Genomic DNA, 23897 nt, shown 5'->3' on the forward strand with positions numbered 1-23897 from the left:
TGTATCAATAACATTATAAAGGTGAACGCCAGCTTTTTTAATAGATTTTCAATTTAAAAAAAAATCTATAAAAAAAGACAGATGACCTAATCGAAAATAAAATCAAGCAGACAATAACGACCCATTCACGCTTAGGAAGATTTTCTTTTGGAGCCATACTGTGGATATCTACCTTTTAATTTCCTAAATAGTTTTATATCTGCAGTTTTGGTAACTGAAAGCCTTGTATGTGGCTATCCTCTGAAGGCCGCTATAGGCGCTGCCACTATTAAAGCATGTGTCACATTTAGCTCCTTTATCTATATTCCTATAAACTTCTCTAACATTTTCTTCCATTTTTGTTTTTAAATAAGCCAGCTTAAAGTTTCTTGCGATGTCATCTGTAGTGGATAGGCCTTCTCTCATAAGCTATGGAGAATGATTATGTATATGTAAATGTGCTGGAAAAAAATTTAAGAAGGTATTAACTCCTCGCAATTTGTCGTATAAATTGCTAAAAAGTGAATGAGTGTTTTTGCTTAATAGAATATAACTTTTTACTGCAAGCTGTAGGATATGAGCTAACTAAATTGAAGAATGAGGGATTTAAATTTTCTGTAACTAGGTTAACAGGTTATAAGCAGCGAGACTAGAAGGAAAAATGTGCGTTCGTTTAGTACAAAGCAACATTAGAGACCCTATGCGGTCTGAGTTAAACCAGGCTATCTTGTAGCGTATCGACTTTGATTTAGGGCCATATTCCTTGCATATATGCAAGCTGAATGAGGGTGATAGCAGTGATAAAAGGGCCTTTACGTACAGGGTTGATAAACATCTTAAGAGCTTGGCAGCGAGCTGTAAAAGAATCGTTATATAGCAGAAAATATTTATACACCAGACACCTTTGTAAGCTTTAAAGATAGAGCAAAGTTTACCTGTTACACGTAGGCCTACCCAGACCCAAAAGGCTAGAGTGCTGATATCTAAAGCATTTTATGATAAGCTAGTAGAGATAATGGAAAGCTAGCGAGCTTCTGAGAGTATATTCTGCTATGCAAGTGTTGAACAAAGATGGTTAGCCATTTTCAGCCAAGCAGCCTAGCAAAGAGAATGCCGTGCATAAACCAAGCATGGCCTGAAGGGCAGCGAAAAAAGGTTAAAGCTTTTCTTAATCCTCTAGCCCACCAAAAGCCGGGCAAGTACCTTCTAATGCTTAGCTATCGCCTAGAAGAGAGCGTAGCTTGTTCTTTGCTTAACAAGGTAGATTTAGAGAGGAGTAAGGGGCTTTCCATCTTAGCAACTAGTAAGATGGATCCTACTGCTTTTCCTACTCATGAACTGTCCAAGACATATAAAGGTTGAGCACTGAGCAGAAAAAGGATTTGGGTTCTTGAAAAGTCCTGCTTTCTTTGTCTTTTCTTTCTTTTTAAAAATGCCAGAAAGAAGAGAGGTCCTTTTAATGGTCATGGCTCTAGGCCTTTTAGGCTATTCTGCGCTTAAATAAAAATCCGAAAAAAATTTATGCGAAAATGGGGAGAACTTCTTCAATCAACTTAAGAAACCTACGCAAAAGCCTGCAACACGCTGGTTTTTTCTGTTTCCTAGGTCTGCATATGCTTTTTATAGGCCATAAAATATTGCAAATTACCAATTTGAAAGCATACCCTAGAATTATCCTTAAGATGCTTAAGGCTCCTTACCAAAAATCCTGCTATTGTGAAACATGGTAAGAAATCACGAATAAAAAAAAGAGCCTTCAGCTTAATGCTGAGGGCTCTTTAAAGATGAAAATTCTATTATATATTAGACTTTAAGCCGCAGGAGCAAATAATCCCAGCTTCGCTTCTTGCTCTTCTTTATATGTCTCGTGCCTAAATGAATAGTAGAGACGAGCCATGCCTACAGCAGAAGTAGCAAGCCAAGCAGCTCCCAAAGCAATGAAAAACGTAGGTGTATTGAGAGTAAGTGCAAAACCTACCAACCCCATGGCAATCGCTGCAATTTTAACTACATTGAAAGCAATAGAGAGCCAATCTTTTGTCTTACTTGCCTGATAATCTCTTACCAGCTGATCTTTTTCAATAATTCTTACTTCGCAATCTTCCAGCTTCTTGCCAGCAATACTATCAAACAGAGTTGCATGCCTTGAATGGGCAAGCGCATTATATTTGCTAGCCAATTTTTCACGAAGGCTTAAGAATTTCTTGTCAAGATTGCCTAAATACTCCTGCTCTAAAGCATCTGCCGATGTTTCTCCAAATTTCTCTTTTCCAAATTTTGCTTTTAACTTAGCAGCTTTTTCTGGCTCATTTGAACTCAAGAATTTAATCGCACGTTTTTTAATCTCCCACTTATTCAATCTAAGCTTCTCTATTTCGCTGGTTACATCGCTATTTTTTTTCTGTAGCGCTAAAGATGTGTCTACCAAGCTTAAAGAAGAGCTAATAATTCCTAGTGTGTCTTTAATTACACGGAGGGGTGAGAGTAAGCTAAGCACCCTAAAGAACGGAAGTCTATTTAGCTGAACTGATATTTTAGCCAAATTCAACAGCCCCATGTTTACCAAAAACTGCCCTGTTCCAATTCCTCTAGAAACACTTCCAAATGCCTTGCTAGCAACTTTCCAAGAGGAATCTTTTTGCCAGCCTTTAGTGACCCAGTATTTAGTATCGCCAAAAATTCCTCCCACATCTAAAACAGTATCTACTACATCAAAATGATTGTAGAGATTGTTAAAACCAGGTGTTTGTGCTTTAAAAGCATACTTAGCAAAATAAATGGAAGATTTTGCTAACTTGCAAACTGATTGAATACTCTCAGAAGTGGAAAAAGAATAAGCATAAAAAGCTACAATATGTCTTACAGTATTACTAAAATTTTCAAACACTTTCTTAGCGCAATTAGTAATTTTATTGCGAGAAGAAGCTGCTAAATTATTGGCAGGCTTATGCTGAGGAGCAGGAACTTGCTCAACTGTAACAGTATGTCCATCTAGCTGACCTGAGATAAAATCTTCCTCTTCTCCGTAGTATGGCTCTGATTGCTGGACGCCTTGTGTGGATGACAATGTATTCATAATTATTTTCCTTGTTTAGAGTTTATTATTAACATTTTATTTATGCTACCTCCAGCTTATGGAGTTATCCAGCTGCCTGCATCTGGCCTTTTGCTCTGGAGATTTACAAGGCGATAGTTATAAATCGCTTCCAAGAGAAAAGCTGCCAATCCACAGCCTGCTGCTGCACAACCCATTGCTGCTATGCCAGGCACTGTTATATGTCCTGTGATAGCTAAAATCTTCAGAGTAATCTCAGCTATATAAGAAGCCAAATTTATTATACTTAAAGCTATTTTGTAGGTTGGCTTGCTGCCCACAACATTAGCTAAATGTTTAAATTCATTAACAGATAGACATAAAATTGCCAATGCCTCAACTCCTTGTAAACCTATTACTAAGGAGATTTTTGCAACCATTGGACTCATTTTTCTTAAGCAATTCGTAAGGTAAGTAAGAAGCTTTTTGTTAGAATTTGCTAACTTAGAAAAATTTCTACCTACCGTTGCTTTTATTTTTAAAAGGTTAATGAGTGCTAATTCATCCAGCCAAAGAAATAGGCCTCCTATATCAGCTACAAAAGAACCTATGCTTGCAAATAGAGAGCATTTGTTAAAAACCTTTTTACTTTTACTGTTCTCCTCTATCTCAAGGTATCGCTTATTAACTAAATCATTAGCATCTACAGCCAGATCACCTAAGGTTAGTAGGCTATCAGCGGCACTAAGAGCTCCCAATAAGCGTGTCCCTTGAAAAGTATTACCTCTTATACAAGCTAATCCTGTCAGCAAATGAATGCTCAATTTGAAAACTTTTCCAAAAAATAAGCGCTCAGCAAAAACTTGAGCAATTACTTGAAAAAGATCGCTAAAAAAAAGCTTTAATTCAACCCAAGTAGATTTTATCTCGTACCCTAGCAAAGTATCTTTTGCTAGCGAAGAGTCACGAGAAGGTAAAAATGTTAAGTTTAAGGTTGCGCTATTTATTGCTTGCATCCTTTTCTCTCATGAAAAATCTATTAAGAATCCTCACTATACCAAGGTTGTTTATTTACCTAAAGAGAAAATAAATTTTAATGCGAAAAACTACAATAATTAAAGCATAAACAAATGAAATAGACATTAAAAACTAGCAGGTATTTTAAAACCAAAAACTATAAAACATGGCTAATAAATTATAAAAATGACGATCGTTACCTAAATAAAGTTTAAAGGTATATTTATCCTTATTATTCATCGTTTAATCCTGTCTTAAGACAAGCTAAAAACTCCTTCTCATTACCTATCGAATTTGTTTTCATGGAGAAATAAAGCTATAGATTGAGGAAGAGCACTTATCATTAAATTTCTAGAAGGGGGAAAAACCTATGAGTGAAAAATATAAAATTAGCGTTTATTGGAAGAAAATCTTTTCTTGCAAAGCGCCAGGAAGAAGAAATAGGGTTTATAAAGGCATAAGGATCATGCATAGAGGGACCTCACCGTAAGAACAACTTTTTATTAGAAAAAATTATCCGAAAGATCAAGGGTCAGAGAATAAAAAGCCCGCAAAAGAAGCGGGTCCCGCTTTTAGCAATAATAGAAAGGATGAGCTTAAATTACTTATAGTAAGTAAAGCACTTTTCACAAATAGCTACTAGAGGATAGCTGCTAGCCGAGGGATAGAGGAATAAAAGAGTATAGCGCGCCTAAAAAAATTATTTATTTTTTAGTAATAGGTGTGAGCAAAAATGCAATTGGAACTTTAAAAAGCTTAGCCACAGCAAGCGAAGAAGATAGCATAGCGTACGCTGTAACAAGGAAATTTACAGCTATGAGATTTTAGTTTAATTAGGCAAAAGTTTTGAAGGATGTACGTGCGGGCATACTTAGCGAAGAAAAAATTCTAAACTAGCTTAGCGAGCCTTTAAATATGAATTCAACATTATCAGAAGGAACAAAAATCACGATAAATTTCTTAGCCTTAGGGAAGAGATCTTCTTCTTACTCGCTCTGTAAATCCAAGTTGGCAAATTTATATAAGCAGCTTTTAGACTCTCCTTCTCTATGAGCTTAACTTTTATCGATTAAAAAAGTAGCCAACTTAAAAAATCTAGCAGGATTTCCTAATAGTTATTTGTGGGCCACCCAATGATCAGCCTTTTCTTCTTAAATGCCTTTTTCACTCTGAAAGCTTCATGCCATAATGTGGGCTAAATGATTAAATTTAGCTAATAAAATTATTCCTAATTTTTTAAATCCTAAAATCCATCTTTTTATCCTTAGGAAGGCCGCGAATTAACTCTTCAGCAAGCATAGCTTTCTTACCTTCAAGCTGGAGTTCAAGAATGCGAAGGGCTCCTTGTCCACAAGCAACTATTAACTCTTCTGTATCAGTAGGCAATAAGGTCCCAGCGGGCCCTCCTTGATCGTCTAGATAGAGGGTGGAATTAATTTTCAGACGTTTTTTTTGCCTCCCTATATTTACATAGCACCAAGCACCTGGGTGAGGATATACGCCTCTAACAAGGTTATGAATGGCTTTAGCTGGAGCACCCCAGTTAATCTCACAATCCTCTAACTCTATTTTTGGGGCGAATGTTGCCTGAGAATGATCTTGCTCCATATGCTCCACACTACCTTGCTCAAGTTGATAAAGCACTTCTACCAAAGTTTTGCTTCCAGCCTCGCATAGTAAACGTTCTAGCTCCCCATAGGTAGTATTAGGACCAATAGGGACTTTAACCATTTTAATAATATCCCCAGCATCCATTTTTCTTACCATATACATAATGGTAACACCTGTTTCTTTTTCTCCTTTGATGATACTATGTTGGATGGGAGCGGCTCCGCGATATTTTGGTAGCAAGCTTGCGTGAACGTTGATGCAGCCTTTAGAGGGTATGTCCAGAACATGTTGCTTAATAATCTCGCCATAAGCAACGACTACGAATAAATCAGCATGATAGGCTTGTAAAATCTCAGCAAATTCAGGGGCAGAAACTAAGGCAGGTTGATGAACGGGTAGAGGAGGATTCTGCGATTGAGCAATACGTTTGACAGGTGTAGGTACTAAATCGCTTGAACGCCCTTTAGGCTTATCGGGTTTAGTCACTACTGCACAAATATGAATCTTATGATTGAGAAGATATTCTAGGATATCTGCTGCAAACTGAGGAGTCCCAAAATATACAATTCTCATCCCTACCTCTTAAAAAAAAGCTGTAAACGCTTGTGGCTATTTTTAAAACAGCCCATCCTCAAAGGGTTTATCTTTCAATCTTAGCTATAAGCTCAGTTTCAGCCTCTTTTTCAGCTTGAGCTACCTCATCATCAAAATTTGTGATTCCTTCCAATCCTAGTAAACCACGCTTAGAGGAACGGCAAAACTCTACAAAATGAAGAATTTCTGGAAGAGGTTCAAGTTCTCTTTCAATTTGGAGCAGCGCTTCTTCAAGACATGCTTTAGAACGGTAAACTATTTTAAAAGCTTTTCCGAGCTCTTGGCGAATCTTTAAAGAAAAACCATGCCTTTTTAACCCCACAATATTGATTCCACCAAATTTGTAAGGAATGCCTGCTCCTATAGTGTAAGGAGGAACATCACGGGTAATACGGCTCATTCCTCCGACCATTGCATACTTACCAATCCTGGAAAATTGATGAACAGGTACAAAACCGCTTATAATAGCACAATCTTCTACAATCACATGGCCTGCAAGGGTAGCATTGTTACTCATAATCACTCGATTGCCTACTATACAATTATGGGCAATATGGCAATAAGCCATGATCAAGCAATCATCGCCTATCTCTACCGATGTATTTTCTCCACACGATGAATTGATTGTTACAAACTCACGGATTTGGCAATTTTTACCAATCTTAACAAAAGTGGTCTCACCTTTATACTTTAGATCCTGTGTTTGAGTGCCTATGCTAGCAAAGGGATAAATAGTGGTTCCTGCGCCAATAATCGTATGGCCGTCAATGTAAGCATGAGACTTAATCGTTACACCCTCTTCTAACTTCACATGAGCTTTAATAATCGCGTAGGGCTCTATGGTAACTTTATCTCCAATAATAGCTCCTGGTTCAATTACGGCGGTAGGATGTATGTTCGATTTTTTCATATTCTCTTTACTCAAAATAATTTTATAAAAGCTTTCTACCCTATTATAACTGACTTTTGTCTACTAGCGCAAAACCGATTTCAGCTTCTGCAGTAATTTTATCATTCACTGTAGCCGTCGCTTGCATCCGTCCTGCTTTGGAACTTAGATGAATACCTTCTACTTTGAGTATTAAAACGTCCCCTGGCTTAGCTGGATTGCGAAATTTAGCATTATTGACAGTCAAAAGCACGGCTATCTTATCATGATAGCCCTTCATATGAATCAATATGCCACCCAATTGTGCTAAAGCTTCTATCATTAGTACACCTGGCATAATAGGAGTATCCGGAAAATGACCTTGAAAAAAAGCTTCATTAAAAGTCAGGTTTTTCTGTCCTACGATTAAGCCCTGCTCTATATTAATATCAAGCACTCGATCTACCAGCAAAAAGGGAAAACGGTGAGGCAAGATTTCTGCTATTTGTTTAATATCAAGTGATTTTGGATAATCAGCTACATGAACTTCCATTAAGCACACTCCGTAATAGAGTTTAATAATTCTTTTGCAAAAGCGCAGTTAGATGCATGACCTGCCCTAAGAGCAATTACGTGCGCCTCAAATTCAATTCCTACAAGAGACAAGTCTCCAATCATATCTAAAATTTTATGTCTTACCATCTCATCGGGAAAGAAAAGCCCCCCCTTACTAAAAGCTGCTTCTTCATGAATAATTACTGCATTATCCAAGCTAGCGCCCTTAGCTAAGCCGTGATCCAATAGGTAAGCCACTTCTTTATAAAGAGCAAAGGTACGACATGAAGCAATTTCATGCTTAAAATTGTAACTGTTTACTTCTAACGAATAAAATTGGCAATTTAAGAGCTTAGAATGTGGATAATTTAAGGTATAACTGATCCGGTATCCATCATAAGGAAAAGCCATAATATATATATCTTCTTGCGTCCAATGAATAGGATTTTGGATTTTAATTATAGGCTTTTGTTCTCCTTGCTCAAGGATCCCGACTTCTTCGATCATATTCACAAAAACATCGGAGCTTCCATTAGCAGCGGGTGGTTCAATTCCTTTAATCTCAATACATAAGTTATCAATATTATTGGCTCGCACAGCGGCAAGAACATGCTCAATGGTATGAATCACTACATTGTTAATCCCTATAGAGGTACTACGGCTTGTTTCATAGACATAATTAACAGAAGCTGGAATCATTGGTCGATCCGGCAAATCTACTCGACAAAATGTAATACCAGTATTATCTGGAGCAGGCACAAAGGTAATTTGTACTTCTTTTCCAGTATGAATGCCAATGCCTGAGAACGAAATAGAATCTTTTAAGGTTCGCTGCTGACGGTATTTTGATATCAAGTTTTGTTTTAAACCACTCACAATTTAGCTCTCTTACGCAATGGAAATGAATGAATTAAGGAACAGGGGCATTCTACTTTAACTTGTAATTTTTAGCAAGTAAAAGCTACTTTCTACAAACAATTCCGTCTAATAAAATATTTAAAAATATTTACTAGGTAATTCTAAGAGTTCCTTATCTAAAAGCAAGAGGATACCTTAAGATTTGATAGCAAAGCAAAGAAAAAGAACTTCTTGATTGTCGTCTAAAAGGCAAAAAATTCAGGTTTTTAATAAGCCAATGGATGGTAAACTCAACAATGTAAACCCTCAGAATTTCGTGTATGCCTTCCTGCGGAAGGAAAAGAGCAGCGTAGAGAAGCTTCAAGGCATTGAGAAAAGTATAAATATTATTATTCCACACTTTATAGCAGGCTTCACGGAAAGTTTTATGCATTAGAGAGCCAAAGTCTTATGACCTTGGCTCTTACATTAGAAAGAAAATTAGCCTTTATCGGGAGCAGCAAAAGGCACAACAGTGTTTGTTACCCCAATAATTTGAGCACCAGGTATACTAAATTCTCCATTATTGTCAGTTGCGGTAAATGTGTCTTTTGAACTTGAATTGCTATAAGATCCTTTGATAGAAAAAGGGCCTATTCCTACAGATAGATTTGTTTTAAGAGCTGTCTCAATTTTTTTAGAATCACTTTCACTCCATTTGCCAGAAATTTTAATATCCTTAGCAATGACAAAGGCTGTCGAGTAATAAGGTAATATTTTAGATATTGAATCCTTATCTGCAGCAGGAAAAATTCCTCCAGATATTATTCCTGCTGGTTGACCGCCTAAATTCCAGTTTTTAAGAGCAAAAAGTACAGTGTTCATCCAAGGCCTTAAGATTGGAATTGTTCCGATTTTAAAATCAAACCTAAACTCACTAGTTTCTATATGAGATCTCTCTTCCCTATCCTCTTTTCTGAAGCTACCTTCAGTAGAAAAAAGTCCATATTGAAACGAGCCTCCTCCACCATATTGTGTATCTTTAGTCGTATCCTCTCCTGATGCCTCTTTAGAGGTAAATGAAAACTGAGAATACCCACTATCATCTTCATACCAATTAGAAGGGAAACCATATGAAATATGAAACGGTATTTTATCGATTTGGCCTGTCTGTTCGCTTTTTGTATAAATGTTTTTTGAATCATTAATAACATATGTTACAGCATCATTCCCATAAGCCTCAAGGATATCCAAAGCTTGTCTTACAAATTTATATTTCTTTACTTCATCTTCAGCAATATCAATGGCAAGTTGTAATTGAAGAGAAAGAACTTGCCATTTTCTTTGATCTTCAAGCTTGCTTAAATTGTAGCGATTTTTAGTATTGAGATAATCAATATATGCTGAAGTGCGACGTGTTCTAGCTTGTGTATATGCTGTATAATTAGGGGAGGTTTCTTTTATCACAGTCTCTTTTCCAGTAAATGGATTTTTCTCTACTCTTTCGACATATAAATAACTTAAAGCTTTTTTTAAAATTTCTTCGGATTGCTTATCTGGCTGTTGAGAGGAGTTAGCCCCATTTATTATAGTACGGTATGCATTATCAATACTTTGAATGGAGAGTTTACCGTTTGGACCAAAATTCGCAGATGCAATTCTTGCAAACTCTTCAGTTGTTCTGAAATCTCCTCCTGGATACATGGGGCTTATGGGAGGGTTATTTTTATAGCTTTCTAAATTAATAGGCATGCCATTTGGGATAATTTGAAGGTAGCCATCCTTCTTATCAATAAGAGGTGTTCCCCCTGCAGGCGTATATGTAAGTAATTTATTAATTTTGTCGTAGAGAGCATGAACAATTTTCATGGTCTGTTGGCTTTTAGGATCCTCGGCTCTTAAAATGAATCTAGAGGAGAAAACCTTAATATTTTGTTCCAGGTTTATATACTTAGTGTTCGTCTTAATAACATTTTTTTTAAACTGATAAATATGGGAGATTGTCGTGTGCGGCTGCTTAAATGTAGTGTCTCTTAGCATAACCTCAATTTTTGGCCTATATCCATTTCTTTTTAAAGCTTCTAAGAAAGAAGCTTTTTCGTGAATTGAATTAGTGGCATTAGAAAGACTAATTCCTAAGTTTTCCAATAGCTTTCTAAATTTAATAGGAGCGACTAAACCCTTTTGATCTATAGCGACAATTTGGCCAACATTTTCGCCAAATTGGTTTTTTTTTTCTGTCATTGCTAAACCAAAGGCAACAACCTCATTACTACAGGGAATGAAAGCTTTGATTGATGTATTCATGGCAATCTCCTTTTTTATGAGTTTTTATTCTTTGAAAGCTCTCTAATGGACTTCAAAGAACATAACCAAGAATAAAAACTTTTTTTATAAACAACAATCTTTTTTTAAGTTTTTTTTTACTCTCCGTTTCATAGGTTAAATTCTTTTCGCATATACTTCCTGAAAAGGAGGGCCTAAAACCTGCAAAATATGTTGTCTGGTAAGTTTTAAATTAAGGACTAGCTCCCACATATCCTCAGGTTTATGCCTTATCAGCAGGAATACTCCTTCAAATAGTGAGAAAATCCAACGCATGGTAAGTGGTTGAGCCAGCTCGCCTAATCGGTTAGAGATGAAAGAAGATAATTCTTTTAACTATTGACGCTAATAACCCAGAGCAAGGTTATAAACCAGCTAACAGAACACATGATCATAATAAAAGCGATAATTCTTTCCTCATTCTTAAGGAAGATAGATGAGTTTATGAATAAAAGGTCCTTTAGAAAGCAAAATCCTCTTTCAATCGATTGCTGACCTTTATATTATGGGGAGCACTAATACTCGATGATATGCTTTTTTGTTCTTGACAGCTAGGTAACTTTTCTTGATGACTCAAAAGTTACATTTTCTTGTACTGCATCTAAATGTTTACGAGAAGGCTTTAAAACAAAGATTTCATCTAGCCTCTTTTTGAAATCGCGGAAGAGTTCTTTTGAATTTTCATGCTCAACAATTTCTCTTATGACTTGGCACAAAGCATCCACTCTAGACTTTTCTACTAGGCTCCCCAAGGTTGCTAAAGGGAGTTTGTTCTTAATGAAATTTGTTTGAGACAAATGAAAAAGAAAGCAGTGGTCAAACAGCCGGCTTAGAATCAAAGATCGCTCCGATCCCTCAACGCCGCACTGTTTGGCCAAACTGCAAAACCCACAATGACTACTCCAATCTTCAATAAAAACCTCCACTAACCATCTTAAAGTATATCCTTGCATCACATCTTTCATATTCCATGAAAGATTTGCAGCCATAAGATAGCGATACTCATTTTCGCCCTCATATTTAAGGACTATTATTAATCGTTTTTTGTGATGAGAAAGAACATACAATCTTGCTCCCGGCTTGCACCACATTTTTTTTATCACCGCGAATGAAAATTTCCTGCTTTCAGCCTTTATAGAAGGCAAAGAATTCTTGCCATGACAGAGATTTTTCACCCTGCATGACTTTTTGATTCTTTCTTAGTTGAGTAATAATTTGCACTCCAGGCCAAATAATCTCTATTCCATCTACAAACAAACTATTTCCGTAAAGAGCATCGGCAAGTACACAACTGACTTTAAAAACAGGAAATTCACAGGCAAAATTTTTGAGTAATTGCAGAGCTAGTGTATATTTTTTTGGATATCCTAATAACCTTTTAGGCTCTTTTGGACGGTCTTTTTTAACAACACTCAATTTTTTTAGCTTCTTCACTTCCTGTTGCCATTGGGTGAGTTTGAGATCGGGAGAATAAAAGGCAAAAGAGACGAGAAGGCAAAATTTTTTAGTCACTAGCTGAAGAAATACTATATTTTGATCACAAAAATAGCCTCTCGTTTTTTTATCACGGATTTTATGTAAATAATGCAACTTTTTCCAAATTTTTCGATCTACAGTGATTTTTATCATCGATAACCAGAATGCCTTCTGTAATGCCATGTTTACCCAGAACGGCGAGAACACTACAAATTAGCAGCCTATTCCAAACAATCTTAGCACGTCTAAACATGGCCGATAAAGCCATCTTCTTATAGCTTTTAAGCCGAGCCCTTTCAGATTTAGCCCAACAGATTGAATTGGTAATGAATATCCCCATCAAACAAAAAGCCAGCCAACACCATTGAATTTTAGATAAGCTATTGCGGGAATTTTCTTGTTTGAGAGCCACTCCAAGTTGATTTAAATATTCTTTAATAAAGGGAAGTGTTTAGGAAAACATAGACAAAAAAATATTTTTAATGAGTTGATAATACCATTTAAACGAACTCCGTAAGTAGCAGCTATTGAGAATTGCAAACAGCCTTTTTCTAAATTCAAATAAGGAGGATAATTTAGGGAGGGAAAAGGTTTGGAAAGGAGGAAACCATGTTTGTAGCTTTTTATCATACAATAGAGGAATTAAATGCCATGGCAAAAAAGAAAGCCTATGGCAGTTACAGTTGTAAACTAAGAGCAGTGGTGATGGCGATGGAAGGAGAAAGCGCATATCAGATAGGAAAAGCGCTAGGTTATTGTACAAGCGCTATTCAAAAATGGATCCGAAGGTATAATGCTCAAAATTTAGAGGGCCTGAAAGATAAAAGGCCTGTAATAACAGGAAGAAAAAGAGCTTTAACGTTTGAGCAAGAAAAAGCTTTCTTAGAGAGGGTAGAAAAAGGGCCTGATCCCATGGCCGAAAGCTCGCTGTAGCATCAACATGGCTAATTGTATTTTCGTTTTGAATTTAGCTTCCTTAGGTATACCCGCTCTTGCTCTACGTTCTTTATCTAAAAACCATTCTTCGGGGATATATAGCTCTCGATCAATTAGTACGTGGCCTTGGTTAGTTGCATAGGAAAGGAAAACCCCTACTTGGCAATTTTCAATTCTTCCTGCTGTTCCACTATATTGTCTTGCCACTCCTGCTGAATGCTTACCTTTCTTTAAAAATCCCGTCTCATCTATAGCTAGTATACCGCCTTCTTTATCTTTCAACACTTCCATTTGCAACCTATCTCTGATTGCATCTGCTTGCCATAAACCACGGCGTAGTAGATGTTGAAAAGCATACGGGGTTTGTAAGCCGGCCTCTTCTGCCAGTTGCCAGGTGTTTTTACGTTCTGCTTTGCTCATTAACCCCCATGTATATTGCAAAGCCACTTGTCTAGCTTCTTCTCGGCTAAAAAAAGGCCTTAAAAATAGAGCTAGCTCTTCTTTTTTTTGTTTTATAGTTTGGTTTATTGCTTTCAATTCCATCCCTCACCTCTCTACCTAACAAATAAAATAGCATACTATATTTTTTATTACCACTGTAGTACTAAGTTACAACAATATTTAATTAAAAATTAGTCAACAAGAAAAAAAGTACATCATCAAGTATACAATTAATTGGAGCTATAATTTTAAGTAAAGTTAGCGACGAAAAAAGAAAGCCCCACCTATACCTAAAACAGATAGGAAGACAATAAGATAATCACCCGTTATAGAATAAAGGGTTTTGTAGGAAAAAAGCGGAACTTGCAGATAAAGGGCCCCCGGCTTCCAAATTTTTTCATAGTAAGTATTGCCAAGAATTTTTATCTCGCGCCCAAACGCATCGAAACCGCCGGTAATTCCTGTATTACAAGCACGAATAAGAGGAATGCCATTTTCTGTTGTTCTCAAGCGAGCATGATCACAATGCTGCTGTGCTACCGTTGGATACCATACATCACTGGTTAAGTTAACGATTAATTCAGCTCCCTTCAGGCGATTTTCACGCATTAAATGTCCAAATGTTTCTTCATAGCAAATGGATGCTCCAAAAGGAACATAAGCAGGAAAAATCTTAGCTTCTTTACCGGGTGTAAAAGAGCCAGTAATACCATAAGCGGCAGCCAGGGAACGGCAAAAGGAAAAAGGTATATACTCACCCATAGGAACTAAGACGCGCTTATCATAACGTTTAAAAGGAAGCGTACGCTGTTGATAGGAAGAAGGTTCAACAAATTGTGCGGAACTATAGTATTCTCTATGTCCGTCAAAAAAGTCCTCAACGTCTTCCATTCCAGATAAGACAGGCGCATTAAAGATATTAGCCAATCCTTGTAGCCAATAACCATTGGTAACCATCCAAATAAATCCTTTTTCAGTCATACATTGTGAAGCTAAGGGCTCTTGCAATAAAGGAAGAGCAGAGTAGGCCTTTTCTCCAAAAACTTCGAGAAAAGCTTTCTTAACGTTTTGGTAAGGATATACAGGTGTATAGGTAGTGAAAGGTACAATAAACTCGGGCAAAGCAATTAAATGGACATTCTTTCCTAAATGCTCTTTGCAAAGCATCAAAATTTGCTGCCATTCAGCTTCCACATATTTCACATAGGAAGCTGTATTATGAAAGAGCATGTTCTCTTCCGTCGGGAATACAGGCTGAACAAGAATAGCATTAAAAGTATCTTTTATAACTTTCGAATCGTGCAACTTTAACTGAATAAATCCAAATATAAAAGGAAATGCGGCAAAGGCAAGCCAGCAGAATATATGCCTGTAAAGTGGCCAGGCAAGCCAAGCTTTTAATGCTAGTAAGTTTACCCCTAGAACCCAAAAAGACATGCCAAAAGCTCCTCCTAAAGAGGCATTTTGAAGGGTATATAAATTTGCGCTTAAACTAAGTCCAATAGGATTGAAAGCAATTCCGGATAAAATAAATAAGCGTGACCATTCAAGAAGCGTCCAGCAACTACACAGCAGGACTATTCGATTATAACTGGTTATACGCTGCGAGCATGCTAGCCATCCAATAAAACCAAATTGCAACCCAAAGATTAAAGCCAGCAAAATATATACAGCGATAATGTAGAGATATGGATGAGAGAGGAACCAGGAAAACTGGATAAGTTGAACCATAGCAAACCAAGCGGTCGCCACAAAAAACCGTTGCCTGCTACTAGGAAAAGAAGCTAAAGCACGGAAAAACAAGGCAAAACCCATAACTGAAGCCAGAAAAGAAGCTGTAAGACTCCAATAAGGCTGGCCGAAGGCTACGATTATTAAAGAAAGTATAATACAAGTAAATGTTTGTAAACGGCTGAGTGGCATAAATTTTAAACTAGGTTAAGGTTAAGCCAAAAAGATTTTTTTACTGCTGACTTTATTTAATGCTCTGGGTGATTTTTCTTTCTTTTTGCCACCCTTCTGCAGAAAAACAGCTAGAGAGGCTTTTTTCTATGAATACCCTCACAAAGGACAAGAGATCGAACCCTTTAGAAATTAAATAAATAAATTCAAAAAACGTTAGATGATTAAATCTTGCGGCTTAGATAAATATTAAAGCAATTAAATTTTCATCCTTATCTTTCATCAAGCCCCTCTTTCGAAGCTTAAAGATAAATTTTCGGCAAAATTATTTGTAGCCCCTATGCACTTAGAGAAACATAAAAATTTTAAGCTTTCCCTATGGCACGAAAAGAAAAGACTTATTGATATGCAACAATAGGAAGACCCTTAAAAACTAGCTTGTAGTTAACACAGCTACACAAAAGAAGTAAATCCCTTTTCTTTTATAGACAACCGCATTCTTTATTGGCAAGCCGCTTACATAGGTAAAAAATAAAATTTTTTAGTAACCTATCGGGCAATCGGGTCGGGTCGCCCAAGGGAACTTCCCCCTTAGGCTCCCACAGACACGTACATGAAACTCTCGCTTCATACGGCTCCTATTGTTCTTCAAGCTTTCCAGCCTTTTCTCCACCCTCATAAGTTCCTCGTATTTCTACTTGACTTATTGAGGTGGATTGAACAATTCAACCCCTTCGCTCCCTCTTCATTACAAAGACTTCCTCACTACTACGAGTTGATCTGCCCCTCATACATGCTTCGATATTTCCCACTTTGTGTTCTTCACTTATATGGTTTTCTCTTAACATCATCTATGAGGTTCCCACGTTCCATACAAAAGCCTAGACTAAGTTCACGCTATCTTTATGCCGGACGCCATTTAGGCAGTAAACAGGTTGCCCCTAAATTTATCCTGAAAGAGTTTTTAGCCCCCAGTTTTGACATCATCTTTAAGCTTTCGACACTTGGACCAATAGTTCACTTTCGTTCGTCTCTTTAGTCCTCACCTGATATGTTTATCATACCTTTTCCTTAACGCTCACTACCTTGGCTTTTGACCAAAGCAGCTTAAGGTGGTTTGAAATCTCTTCCTGCAAAGCGACTTCGAGGAGCCATTTTCCTCATCTTTCGTATAGTTACGCACATCTAAAATGTGCTCGTGGCACACAAAAACTAGCTAATCTTAAAGGATGCTGGCAGAGGCATGCACTTCAAGTCGCATCTATAAATTTTATTATCTTTCCAGGCAGCAACGATAAAGAAGCTAGGGAAGGGACATAGCTTTTCAAATACTATTCCACATAGGAAGGAAGTATATATGCATTTTTTCTTCCTTGCCGCTTTATAAAGATTTCGTTTATAATTTTTAAAATTATTAGATACAAATAAAATTTATTCTAAACATTCAATCTTTTTTCCACTTTTTTATATAGCCTTGTTTTATGAAACAATCTTTTCGTGCTTATCATCTTCTTCAGCTCCTTAGTGCATATGACGAACAAGGACTTCCCTTAGATGCCTTTATAAGCAACTATTTCCGCTCTCATAAAGCTCTGGGCTCTAAAGACCGCGCCTCTATTGCTGAAAATGCCTATTTTTTAATTCGATGGATACGCCTTATCGATTATTTAATTCCAGAGGCTCCTGATTGGAATAAACGTATAGCTCTATTGCCTTACTTTGACTGGCAAAGCCATCAAAATGATCCCAGTATTCCTGCTGCCATAAGAGTTAGCTTTCCAGATTCACTCTATAATATTTTAGTAGAAAGCTACGGAGCTTTACGAGCTTCAGAATTATGTCTTGTAAGCAATACTCCCGCCCCGACGACTATAAGAGCAAACACTCTTAAGGCTACCCGTGATAAACTTTTAGAGCTTTTACAAGATAAATATGAGGTTAGCGCCTGTTTAGCTTCTTCCCATGCGATTAATTTTCTTCAAAGAATTAATTTCTTTACAATTCCAGAGTTTCAAGCCGGCCTATTTGAAGTACAGGATGAAGGAAGCCAACTCCTTGCCAATCTCGTGCAATGCCAACCAGGCCAGCTAGTGATGGATTTTTGCGCAGGCTCGGGAGGTAAAAGCTTAGCTTTGGCTCCTTCCATGCAAAACAAAGGGCAAATTTTCTTACATGATATACGTTCTTATGCCTTGCAACAAGCAAAAAAACGTTTGAAGCGCGCAGGCATCCATAATGGACAAATTATACTAGCCAACGATCCCAAGCTTAAAAAATTAAAGAAAAAAATGGATTGGGTGCTGGTGGATGCGCCTTGCTCGGGAACGGGTACACTACGTCGCAATCCTGATATGAAATGGAGATTTGAAGTAGAAGGGCTGAAGATGCTGATAGGCCAGCAAAGAACAATTTTTGAAAAAGCTCTCAGTTTTATGAAACCAGACGGCCGTATCATTTATGGAACGTGTAGCCTCTTACCCCAAGAAAACGAACATCAACTTAACCACTTTATTAAGAGCTATCATTTAAAGGTAGAAAATCAAATATTTCAATCTTTTCCATCGCTTGGAGGAATGGATGGCTTTTTTGGGGTTGTTTTGAAGTTTTAAATCGTTTATAGTAATAGCCGCTGGCCCTCTAGCAAGCTTTTTTTTCTGCAGCTAAGATCTTTTAGATGGCATAGATGATAGAATTAATCCTCACTAATCACCAACCCACTTTTAATCATGAAGAAACAAAAAATTTTATTTTTTTCTGCTCTAATCTATTGTTGTTTTATTACACCTTTACAAGCTGAAGGAAAGGCTGCTTTTTTAGGTAAAGAAGATAACTCGGCTTTAGTAGTAAATAACCGCATTTTAGCCAAGGTGAATGGCACAGCGATTTCTGTTTTAGATGTAATGAAAAAAATGGATGTTCTTTTCTATCGTGAATTTCCTGATTACACCTCCTCTACCCCAGCACGCTATCAATTTTACAAAGTTAACTGGAAGCATGTGCTAGATGAATTAATTAATAAAGAATTAGTATTGGCTGATGCCAGCGAAAATAAACTTCTTGTAAGCAACGGTGATATTCGCCAAGAGATGGAGAGCCTATTTGGACCTCATATTATCAGCAATTTGGATAAAATTGGCCTGTCATATGAAGAAGCACAAAAAATTGTGCAAGGAGACATTACTATTCGCAGAATGATTTACTTAAGAGTAAATGCCAAAGCACTAAAAAAAGTAACACCTCAAGCTGTTCGTTTAGCATACGAGGAGTTTGCCAAAAACCCTGCCAACATCAAGCCGAATACTTGGCAATATAATGTTATCTCTATTCGTGATCCTGATCCAGCTAGAAGCGCGGAAGCTGCCCATTTAACTTACCAGGCATTGAATGATCATATAGCATTAGAAAAATTATCGACTTACGTTAAGGCAAACTCTCATTTTGACAGTACGCAAATTAATGTCTCTGAAGAATACACTTTACCAGAAAAAGACATTTCGGAAGCCTATAAAGCCATTTTAACAAAAATGACACCCCATTCACATAGTCAGCCAATCGCTCAAAAAAATCGAGCAGATAAGAACAGCTCTTTTTTTCGTATTTTTGTGCTTAAAAATTGGATAAAAGGTGGAACGCCTGCCTTTAAAGAGGTAGAACTTAAAATTAAAGATAAACTTATAGAAGAAGCTATTGCTCAAGAGACTGAAGCTTACCTAAAAAAAATTCGCAAACGTTTCTCTGTGCAAGATTTTTACACCTCTAAAACTGATCAGGCTGCTTTTGAACCTTTTATACTGAGCTCTAAAATCTAGCTTGAGCATAATTACTTCGGAATGATTGCGGTTTAAAAAGTAGATAGACCCACCTATTTTGAAAATTTATTATGTTTCAAGGATAAGGAAAAACTTAAAATTATGCCTATATACCGCCCTAGTGAGCTTCATCATTTCCTAAACAATTTAGGCGTAAGTCCTAAAAAGGGTCTTTCTCAAAATTTTCTTATCGATGGAAACATTACTCGCAAAATTGTGGCTTATGCCGCTATCTCCTCTCATGATCTGGTCGTAGAAATTGGGCCAGGGCCAGGTTGCCTCTCAGAGGAAATAATAAAGCAGGGCCCCCAATTATTGATGATAGAAAAAGATCCTGTAATGGCCCAAGCATTGCAGCGCTTACAAACAGAGCCCAATAGATTGGAAATATTTTGCGAAGATGTATTGGAATTCCCTTTGAAGGAAAAATTATTGGAAATTTTACAACCGGGACAAAAAGCTATCATTGTGGGCAATCTCCCTTACCATTTGACAACCCCTATCTTAATCCAGCTTGTTAGGCTTTACCCTTACGTTTCTAAAGTTGTAGTTATGGTCCAAGAGGAAGTGGCACGCCGATTTACAGCTCAGCCAGGCACAAGCGAATATAGCTCTTTTACCGTTTTCTTAAATTATTATTCTACCCCCCGCTATGCCTTCATGGTACGAAGAGCTTGTTTTTATCCTATCCCTAATGTAGATTCGGCGGTAGTCACTTTAGATTTACATCAGCCGCCCTTTGTGGCCAATGAAGATGATTTCTTTAAAATGACCCGCACAGCTTTTGGGCAAAGACGTAAAATGATGCGCGCTTCATTAAAAGAGCTTTATTGCAGCCAGGCTGTCTCGCAAGCCTTGCTGCAAATTGGATGCGATGTAAAATCACGTCCTGAAGAGCTTTCTTTAGAAGATTTTATGCATTTATATCAAAAACTTACTAATAGCGTTTAGGGAAAGCTCGGGTTGGGTCAATGATTCCTACCAAGTAGCGTATTCTAGAAGCTCCAATAGTTATTGGGCAAAGGGCTAAAGCAAGAAGGCAGTCTCTAAGTACTAACACTATTTCTCGTTCATCCTTCCAATCCTTACGCACAGGCTTTCCCTTGAGAAACTCTTCTCCGCGTTTTATAAGCATTTTCATCAACACCGCAGCCGCCACGGCTACGTTGCCAGCTCTCTTAGCTATTTTAAGTGGGATTGTCAAGGGCGAACATGCTAGTTGAATACAACAGTAAAGTCTTCCTTTCCAGTTGGCCTGTTTATAAGTACTAGGTACTCTTTCTCCAAAATAGTTTGTAAAAGGCTTTAAGCTCTTATTAGTTACTGGAAATGTGGATGGGAAACTCATAAAAACTCCTTTAGGTTTTAACTGAACAAATTACATTATTATTTTATTATTATTCCTAACTTATTTGGTAGGAAAAGCTTTAGCGGGGTTAATGATTCCTACAAAGTAACGCAGTCTAGAGGCTCCAATAGTTATTGGGCAAAGAGCTAAAGCAAGAAGGCAGTCTGTAATTTTTAATACCACCTGTCGTTCTTTATCCCAATTTTTAGCCGTATGTTTTATCTTGAGGGTTTGTTCGGCGCGTTTTATAATTGCGAGCATTAACACGGTAGCCAGCCCTGCTATCCGGTTAACTTTGCTAACTATTTTAAGAGGTATCGTCAATGGCGAACAGGCTAATTGAATACAACAGTAAAGTCTTCCTTTCCAGTTGGCCTGTTTATAAGTACTAGGTATCTTTTTTCCAAAATCTTTTCTAAAAGGCTTTAAGCTCTTATTAGTTACTGGAAATGTATCTGGTAAATTCATAAAAAATCCTTTAAGTTTTGATCGAACAAGTTATTTATTATTATTATTATTTCTAACTTATTTGGTAGGAAAAGCTTTAGCGGGGTTAATGATTCCTACAAATTAGCATATTCCGAGAATCTACCCTATTATTTATTGGACAAAGAACCAGAGCAAGAAGATAGCCTGGAAGGGTGAGCATCGTATCTAGGCCTTTATTTTAATCTTTAAGCATACGCTTTTTCTAAAGATCTCTCCTGCATTTGTTGCAGTCACGTTCATAAGCATGGCAGCTATCCCAATTATTATACTAGTTCTCTCATCTATTTTAAGTGGTGCCCTTCATGGAAAACAAGCATTAAACCAACAATAAAGCCTTCTTTTCCAGTTGATCTTTTTGTAAATACTAGCTACCCAACTTCCAAGATTAGTTTTCAAAGATTTAAGCTATGATAGGCGTTAGGTAGAGGGAAACTTTTGTTCAAAATTTTCTAGATATTCCTTAACCTTACAAATTAAAAGAATATATTATCATTTATTCTCTCATTATTGGCAAGAAAAGAAGTTTTTACTTTTTTTAAGCTATTTTATTTACATCTTTAATAAATTTTATTAAAAACTAAAATTTTATTCCTTTGTAATTTTAAAGAGACTTTTCAACCATCCTATCCAGGTTTGTTGGACCCCCTGTTCAGCATAAAGGGCTACTTTTTGGAGCTGCTGACCATTCCTATCTTGCAAGTAAACTTCGCCGACTTGTTGGCCTTTAACAATGGGCAATTTTAATGAATGCCATTGCAGGTAACATTTTACTACAGGTTTTTCAGCAGGATAGTACTTAAGACTTAAGCTGGATTTTATAAAAGTTTTCAAAGGCTTGTCCGCACCTTTTAAAGAGTGGAGGTATTTTTGAGGTCCCTTCTCAAGGATGATCATTTCCTCTTGTTTTTCATTAAACGCTGCTTCAAAAAGATGGATAGCATCTCGATAAATCTGCCCTCCCTCCTTACACTTCATCAAGACCGCTAGCAATTCACGTCCATCCCTCTTTGCTGCGGCCACTAAAGTATGGCGGGCAATGGAAGTATAACCTGTTTTAACCCCAATTGCCTGAGGATAATAGTATTCTCCTCTACGTAATAAACGATTTTTTTGCAAGATAACAACCGATTCTTGTTTATTAGTTTTGGGGCGAATAAATTTTGGCGCAGCCGCTAGTTCACGAAAGATAGGATTTTTCATGGCCTCACGTGTGAGAAGAGCCATATCATAAGGGGTAGTTTGATGCTTAGGATGATGTAATCCATGTGGATTAGTAAAATACGTATTTTCACAACCTAAACTTTTGATAAATCCGTTTAAACCTTTCATAAACACAGGAACACTTCCTGCCACATGCTGAGCCACTACATTCGCGGCATCATTGGCTGAAGCCACCATTATGCCGTATAAGAGTTCTTTTAAGGTAAAATTCTCGCCTTTTTTTATACCTATATGGGTGCTTGCATATTCAATCCAGTGAGAAGGAGTCGTATAATTAGATTTTTTCTTAGCTTGCTCAGAAATCGAAGCAATAGATTCAGCATCTGCGCTTACAATCTCTGAAAGATGATGGCCTTTTTGCTCAAGAGCATAAAGAGTAGTGGCTATTTTAGTAATGCTAGCAGGATAGTTAAGAGTATGGGCATTTTTTTCATATAAGATAGCTCCATTAGTTACATTAATTAAAATTGCCGCTTCTGACTCAACACTCACCTCCAGCTTTTCTGCGCTAAGAGACCCTATTCCTAAAAAAAGTAAAAGTCCTAAGCGCCATTTTTGCAAAAACATACTTCTTCCCGTTTTTTACTTAACTTCTTGCAGGTTAGTCCCCAAAAAGCAGATGACCTGCTTATACCTTTAGCCTACCACCAATGAAAGCGTTCGGCTTTACAAATTTACACTCTTTAAATTCTAAATTCAAAGTCATTTTTCAACTTTTTTAATCCTTTCTGTTAGGTTGGCCTGCCATTTGCTTAAGATAGCAGCCTCTCATCTTATTAAATAGACCCATTCATCTGCATAGAAGTACAAATTAAAATAAAATTTAGCCTCTATCTTTAATATGGAGTATTATGGCCATGCATAATTTAGCTTTGATAGAAGAAAAATTTAAAGAATTTTATAAAAATATTGGCTTGGGCTCTTCTGAATTGCTTATCCCTGTTAACCTATCGCTTTTACATCATATGGAGCTGCTTTGCTTCCATTCTCCATGGAACAAAAGTCAATCGCTTACACGTTATTTTCAATTAATAGAATCTAACGGAAAGCTTACTCTTATTAACGAAGATTTTGTCGTGTGGATAGCCCCTGAAAATGCTCATAAGATCCCCTTAACTTACACTATGATTGCTTTAAATTATCCTGCAGGCCCTAAACTTGAACTGATATTTAGCGCAGCAGGTGTGTATAATACTTCCCGTACTGTTTTAAGAGTATTGGAAAAGTTTTTATATGAGATTCAAGAAAACGAGGAATATTTAAAAAGTATTAAATAAGGTTTTTTTCCTATTAGAAGGTAGATTTATAAAAAATTAAATAAATTAAAAGCTTGCAGCTCTCTATTTTTGTAGCAAGGTAAGCGGTCACGGGGGTTATCAATTACTTTGTGATAAATAAAATAATTTCTAGAGTTTATATTTACTTAATCATATATTGAGTAGTATGCAACTCTCG

20 protein-coding genes are annotated in these 23897 nt (G+C 36.9%); 6 read left to right on the forward strand and 14 right to left on the reverse strand.

Features of this window, described 5'->3' with window-relative positions; translation table 11 throughout:
• Positions 1-1089: 1089 nt before the first annotated feature.
• Complete coding sequence (locus NEOC84_RS06430; RefSeq protein WP_166156900.1) at positions 1090-1341, forward strand: hypothetical protein; 252 nt, start codon at positions 1090-1092, stop codon at positions 1339-1341.
• A 448-nt stretch (positions 1342-1789) separates the two neighbouring features.
• Here NEOC84_RS06430 and NEOC84_RS06435 read toward each other — a convergent pair whose 3' ends face one another.
• From NEOC84_RS06435 to NEOC84_RS06475, 9 genes are all read right to left on the reverse strand, one after another.
• Positions 1790-3055, reverse strand: coding sequence for a hypothetical protein (locus NEOC84_RS06435; protein WP_166156903.1), 1266 nt, complete (start codon positions 3053-3055; stop codon positions 1790-1792).
• 56 nt (positions 3056-3111) lie between these two features.
• Positions 3112-4029 (reverse strand): hypothetical protein, encoded by a 918-nt coding sequence (locus NEOC84_RS06440; protein WP_166156906.1) that lies wholly within the window; start codon positions 4027-4029, stop codon positions 3112-3114.
• Positions 4030-5266: 1237 nt separating this feature from the next.
• The gene (fmt, locus tag NEOC84_RS06445) at positions 5267-6214 is read right to left on the reverse strand and encodes a methionyl-tRNA formyltransferase (RefSeq protein WP_166156909.1); all 948 of its coding nucleotides are present in this window, start codon (positions 6212-6214) and stop codon (positions 5267-5269) included.
• Between the two features lie 67 nt (positions 6215-6281).
• Positions 6282-7145 carry an acyl-ACP--UDP-N-acetylglucosamine O-acyltransferase gene (gene lpxA, locus NEOC84_RS06450; RefSeq protein WP_166156912.1) on the reverse strand — a complete coding sequence of 288 codons (864 nt, stop codon included), beginning with the start codon at positions 7143-7145 and terminating at the stop codon, positions 6282-6284.
• 43 nt (positions 7146-7188) lie between these two features.
• The gene (fabZ, locus tag NEOC84_RS06455; protein WP_166156915.1) at positions 7189-7656 is read right to left on the reverse strand and encodes a 3-hydroxyacyl-ACP dehydratase FabZ; all 468 of its coding nucleotides are present in this window, start codon (positions 7654-7656) and stop codon (positions 7189-7191) included.
• The gene (gene lpxC, locus NEOC84_RS06460; RefSeq protein WP_166156918.1) at positions 7656-8534 is read right to left on the reverse strand and encodes a UDP-3-O-acyl-N-acetylglucosamine deacetylase; all 879 of its coding nucleotides are present in this window, start codon (positions 8532-8534) and stop codon (positions 7656-7658) included. The genes fabZ and lpxC overlap by 1 nt, the downstream gene beginning before the upstream one ends.
• A gap of 462 nt (positions 8535-8996) precedes the next feature.
• On the reverse strand, positions 8997-10802 hold the full coding sequence (locus tag NEOC84_RS06465; RefSeq protein ID WP_166156921.1) for a hypothetical protein: 1806 nt from the start codon (positions 10800-10802) through the stop codon (positions 8997-8999).
• 569 nt (positions 10803-11371) lie between these two features.
• Entirely contained in the window at positions 11372-11923 is a 552-nt protein-coding gene (locus tag NEOC84_RS06470) for a hypothetical protein (RefSeq protein WP_166156924.1), read from the reverse strand.
• Positions 11924-11945: 22 nt separating this feature from the next.
• Positions 11946-12449 carry a transposase gene (locus NEOC84_RS06475; RefSeq protein ID WP_166156927.1) on the reverse strand — a complete coding sequence of 168 codons (504 nt, stop codon included), beginning with the start codon at positions 12447-12449 and terminating at the stop codon, positions 11946-11948.
• A gap of 456 nt (positions 12450-12905) precedes the next feature.
• Between NEOC84_RS06475 and NEOC84_RS06480 the strand changes: the two genes are divergently transcribed.
• Complete coding sequence (locus NEOC84_RS06480; protein ID WP_166156930.1) at positions 12906-13229, forward strand: helix-turn-helix domain-containing protein; 324 nt, start codon at positions 12906-12908, stop codon at positions 13227-13229.
• Here the strand turns inward: NEOC84_RS06480 and NEOC84_RS06485 are convergent.
• Together NEOC84_RS06485 and lnt are read right to left on the reverse strand one after the other, a co-directional pair.
• The gene (locus NEOC84_RS06485) at positions 13179-13775 is read right to left on the reverse strand and encodes an IS701 family transposase (RefSeq protein WP_166156933.1); all 597 of its coding nucleotides are present in this window, start codon (positions 13773-13775) and stop codon (positions 13179-13181) included. The genes NEOC84_RS06480 and NEOC84_RS06485 overlap by 51 nt on opposite strands.
• A 156-nt stretch (positions 13776-13931) precedes the next feature.
• Positions 13932-15596 (reverse strand): apolipoprotein N-acyltransferase, encoded by a 1665-nt coding sequence (gene lnt / locus NEOC84_RS06490; RefSeq protein ID WP_166156936.1) that lies wholly within the window; start codon positions 15594-15596, stop codon positions 13932-13934.
• Positions 15597-17056: 1460 nt separating this feature from the next.
• On the opposite strand from lnt, the gene NEOC84_RS06495 reads away from it, so the two are divergent.
• From NEOC84_RS06495 to rsmA, 3 genes are all read left to right on the forward strand, one after another.
• Positions 17057-18184 carry an RsmB/NOP family class I SAM-dependent RNA methyltransferase gene (locus tag NEOC84_RS06495; RefSeq protein WP_166156939.1) on the forward strand — a complete coding sequence of 376 codons (1128 nt, stop codon included), beginning with the start codon at positions 17057-17059 and terminating at the stop codon, positions 18182-18184.
• Positions 18185-18301: 117 nt separating this feature from the next.
• Entirely contained in the window at positions 18302-19384 is a 1083-nt protein-coding gene (locus NEOC84_RS06500; protein WP_166156942.1) for a SurA N-terminal domain-containing protein, read from the forward strand.
• Between the two features lie 102 nt (positions 19385-19486).
• Positions 19487-20335 (forward strand): 16S rRNA (adenine(1518)-N(6)/adenine(1519)-N(6))-dimethyltransferase RsmA, encoded by an 849-nt coding sequence (gene rsmA, locus NEOC84_RS06505; RefSeq protein ID WP_166156945.1) that lies wholly within the window; start codon positions 19487-19489, stop codon positions 20333-20335.
• Here the strand turns inward: rsmA and NEOC84_RS06510 are convergent.
• From NEOC84_RS06510 to NEOC84_RS06520, 3 genes are all read right to left on the reverse strand, one after another.
• Positions 20322-20732: a hypothetical protein gene (locus NEOC84_RS06510; protein WP_166156948.1), complete on the reverse strand. Its 411-nt coding sequence runs from the start codon at positions 20730-20732 to the stop codon at positions 20322-20324. The genes rsmA and NEOC84_RS06510 overlap by 14 nt on opposite strands.
• A 60-nt stretch (positions 20733-20792) precedes the next feature.
• Complete coding sequence (locus NEOC84_RS06515; RefSeq protein ID WP_166156951.1) at positions 20793-21200, reverse strand: hypothetical protein; 408 nt, start codon at positions 21198-21200, stop codon at positions 20793-20795.
• A gap of 606 nt (positions 21201-21806) precedes the next feature.
• On the reverse strand, positions 21807-23009 hold the full coding sequence (locus NEOC84_RS06520) for a D-alanyl-D-alanine carboxypeptidase family protein (RefSeq protein WP_166156954.1): 1203 nt from the start codon (positions 23007-23009) through the stop codon (positions 21807-21809).
• Between the two features lie 284 nt (positions 23010-23293).
• Between NEOC84_RS06520 and NEOC84_RS06525 the strand changes: the two genes are divergently transcribed.
• Entirely contained in the window at positions 23294-23719 is a 426-nt protein-coding gene (locus NEOC84_RS06525; protein WP_242678221.1) for a hypothetical protein, read from the forward strand.
• Positions 23720-23897: the final 178 nt, after the last annotated feature.

The sequence above is a fragment of the Neochlamydia sp. AcF84 genome (assembly GCF_011087585.1).
Taxonomy (GTDB): Bacteria; Chlamydiota; Chlamydiia; order Chlamydiales; family Parachlamydiaceae; genus Neochlamydia.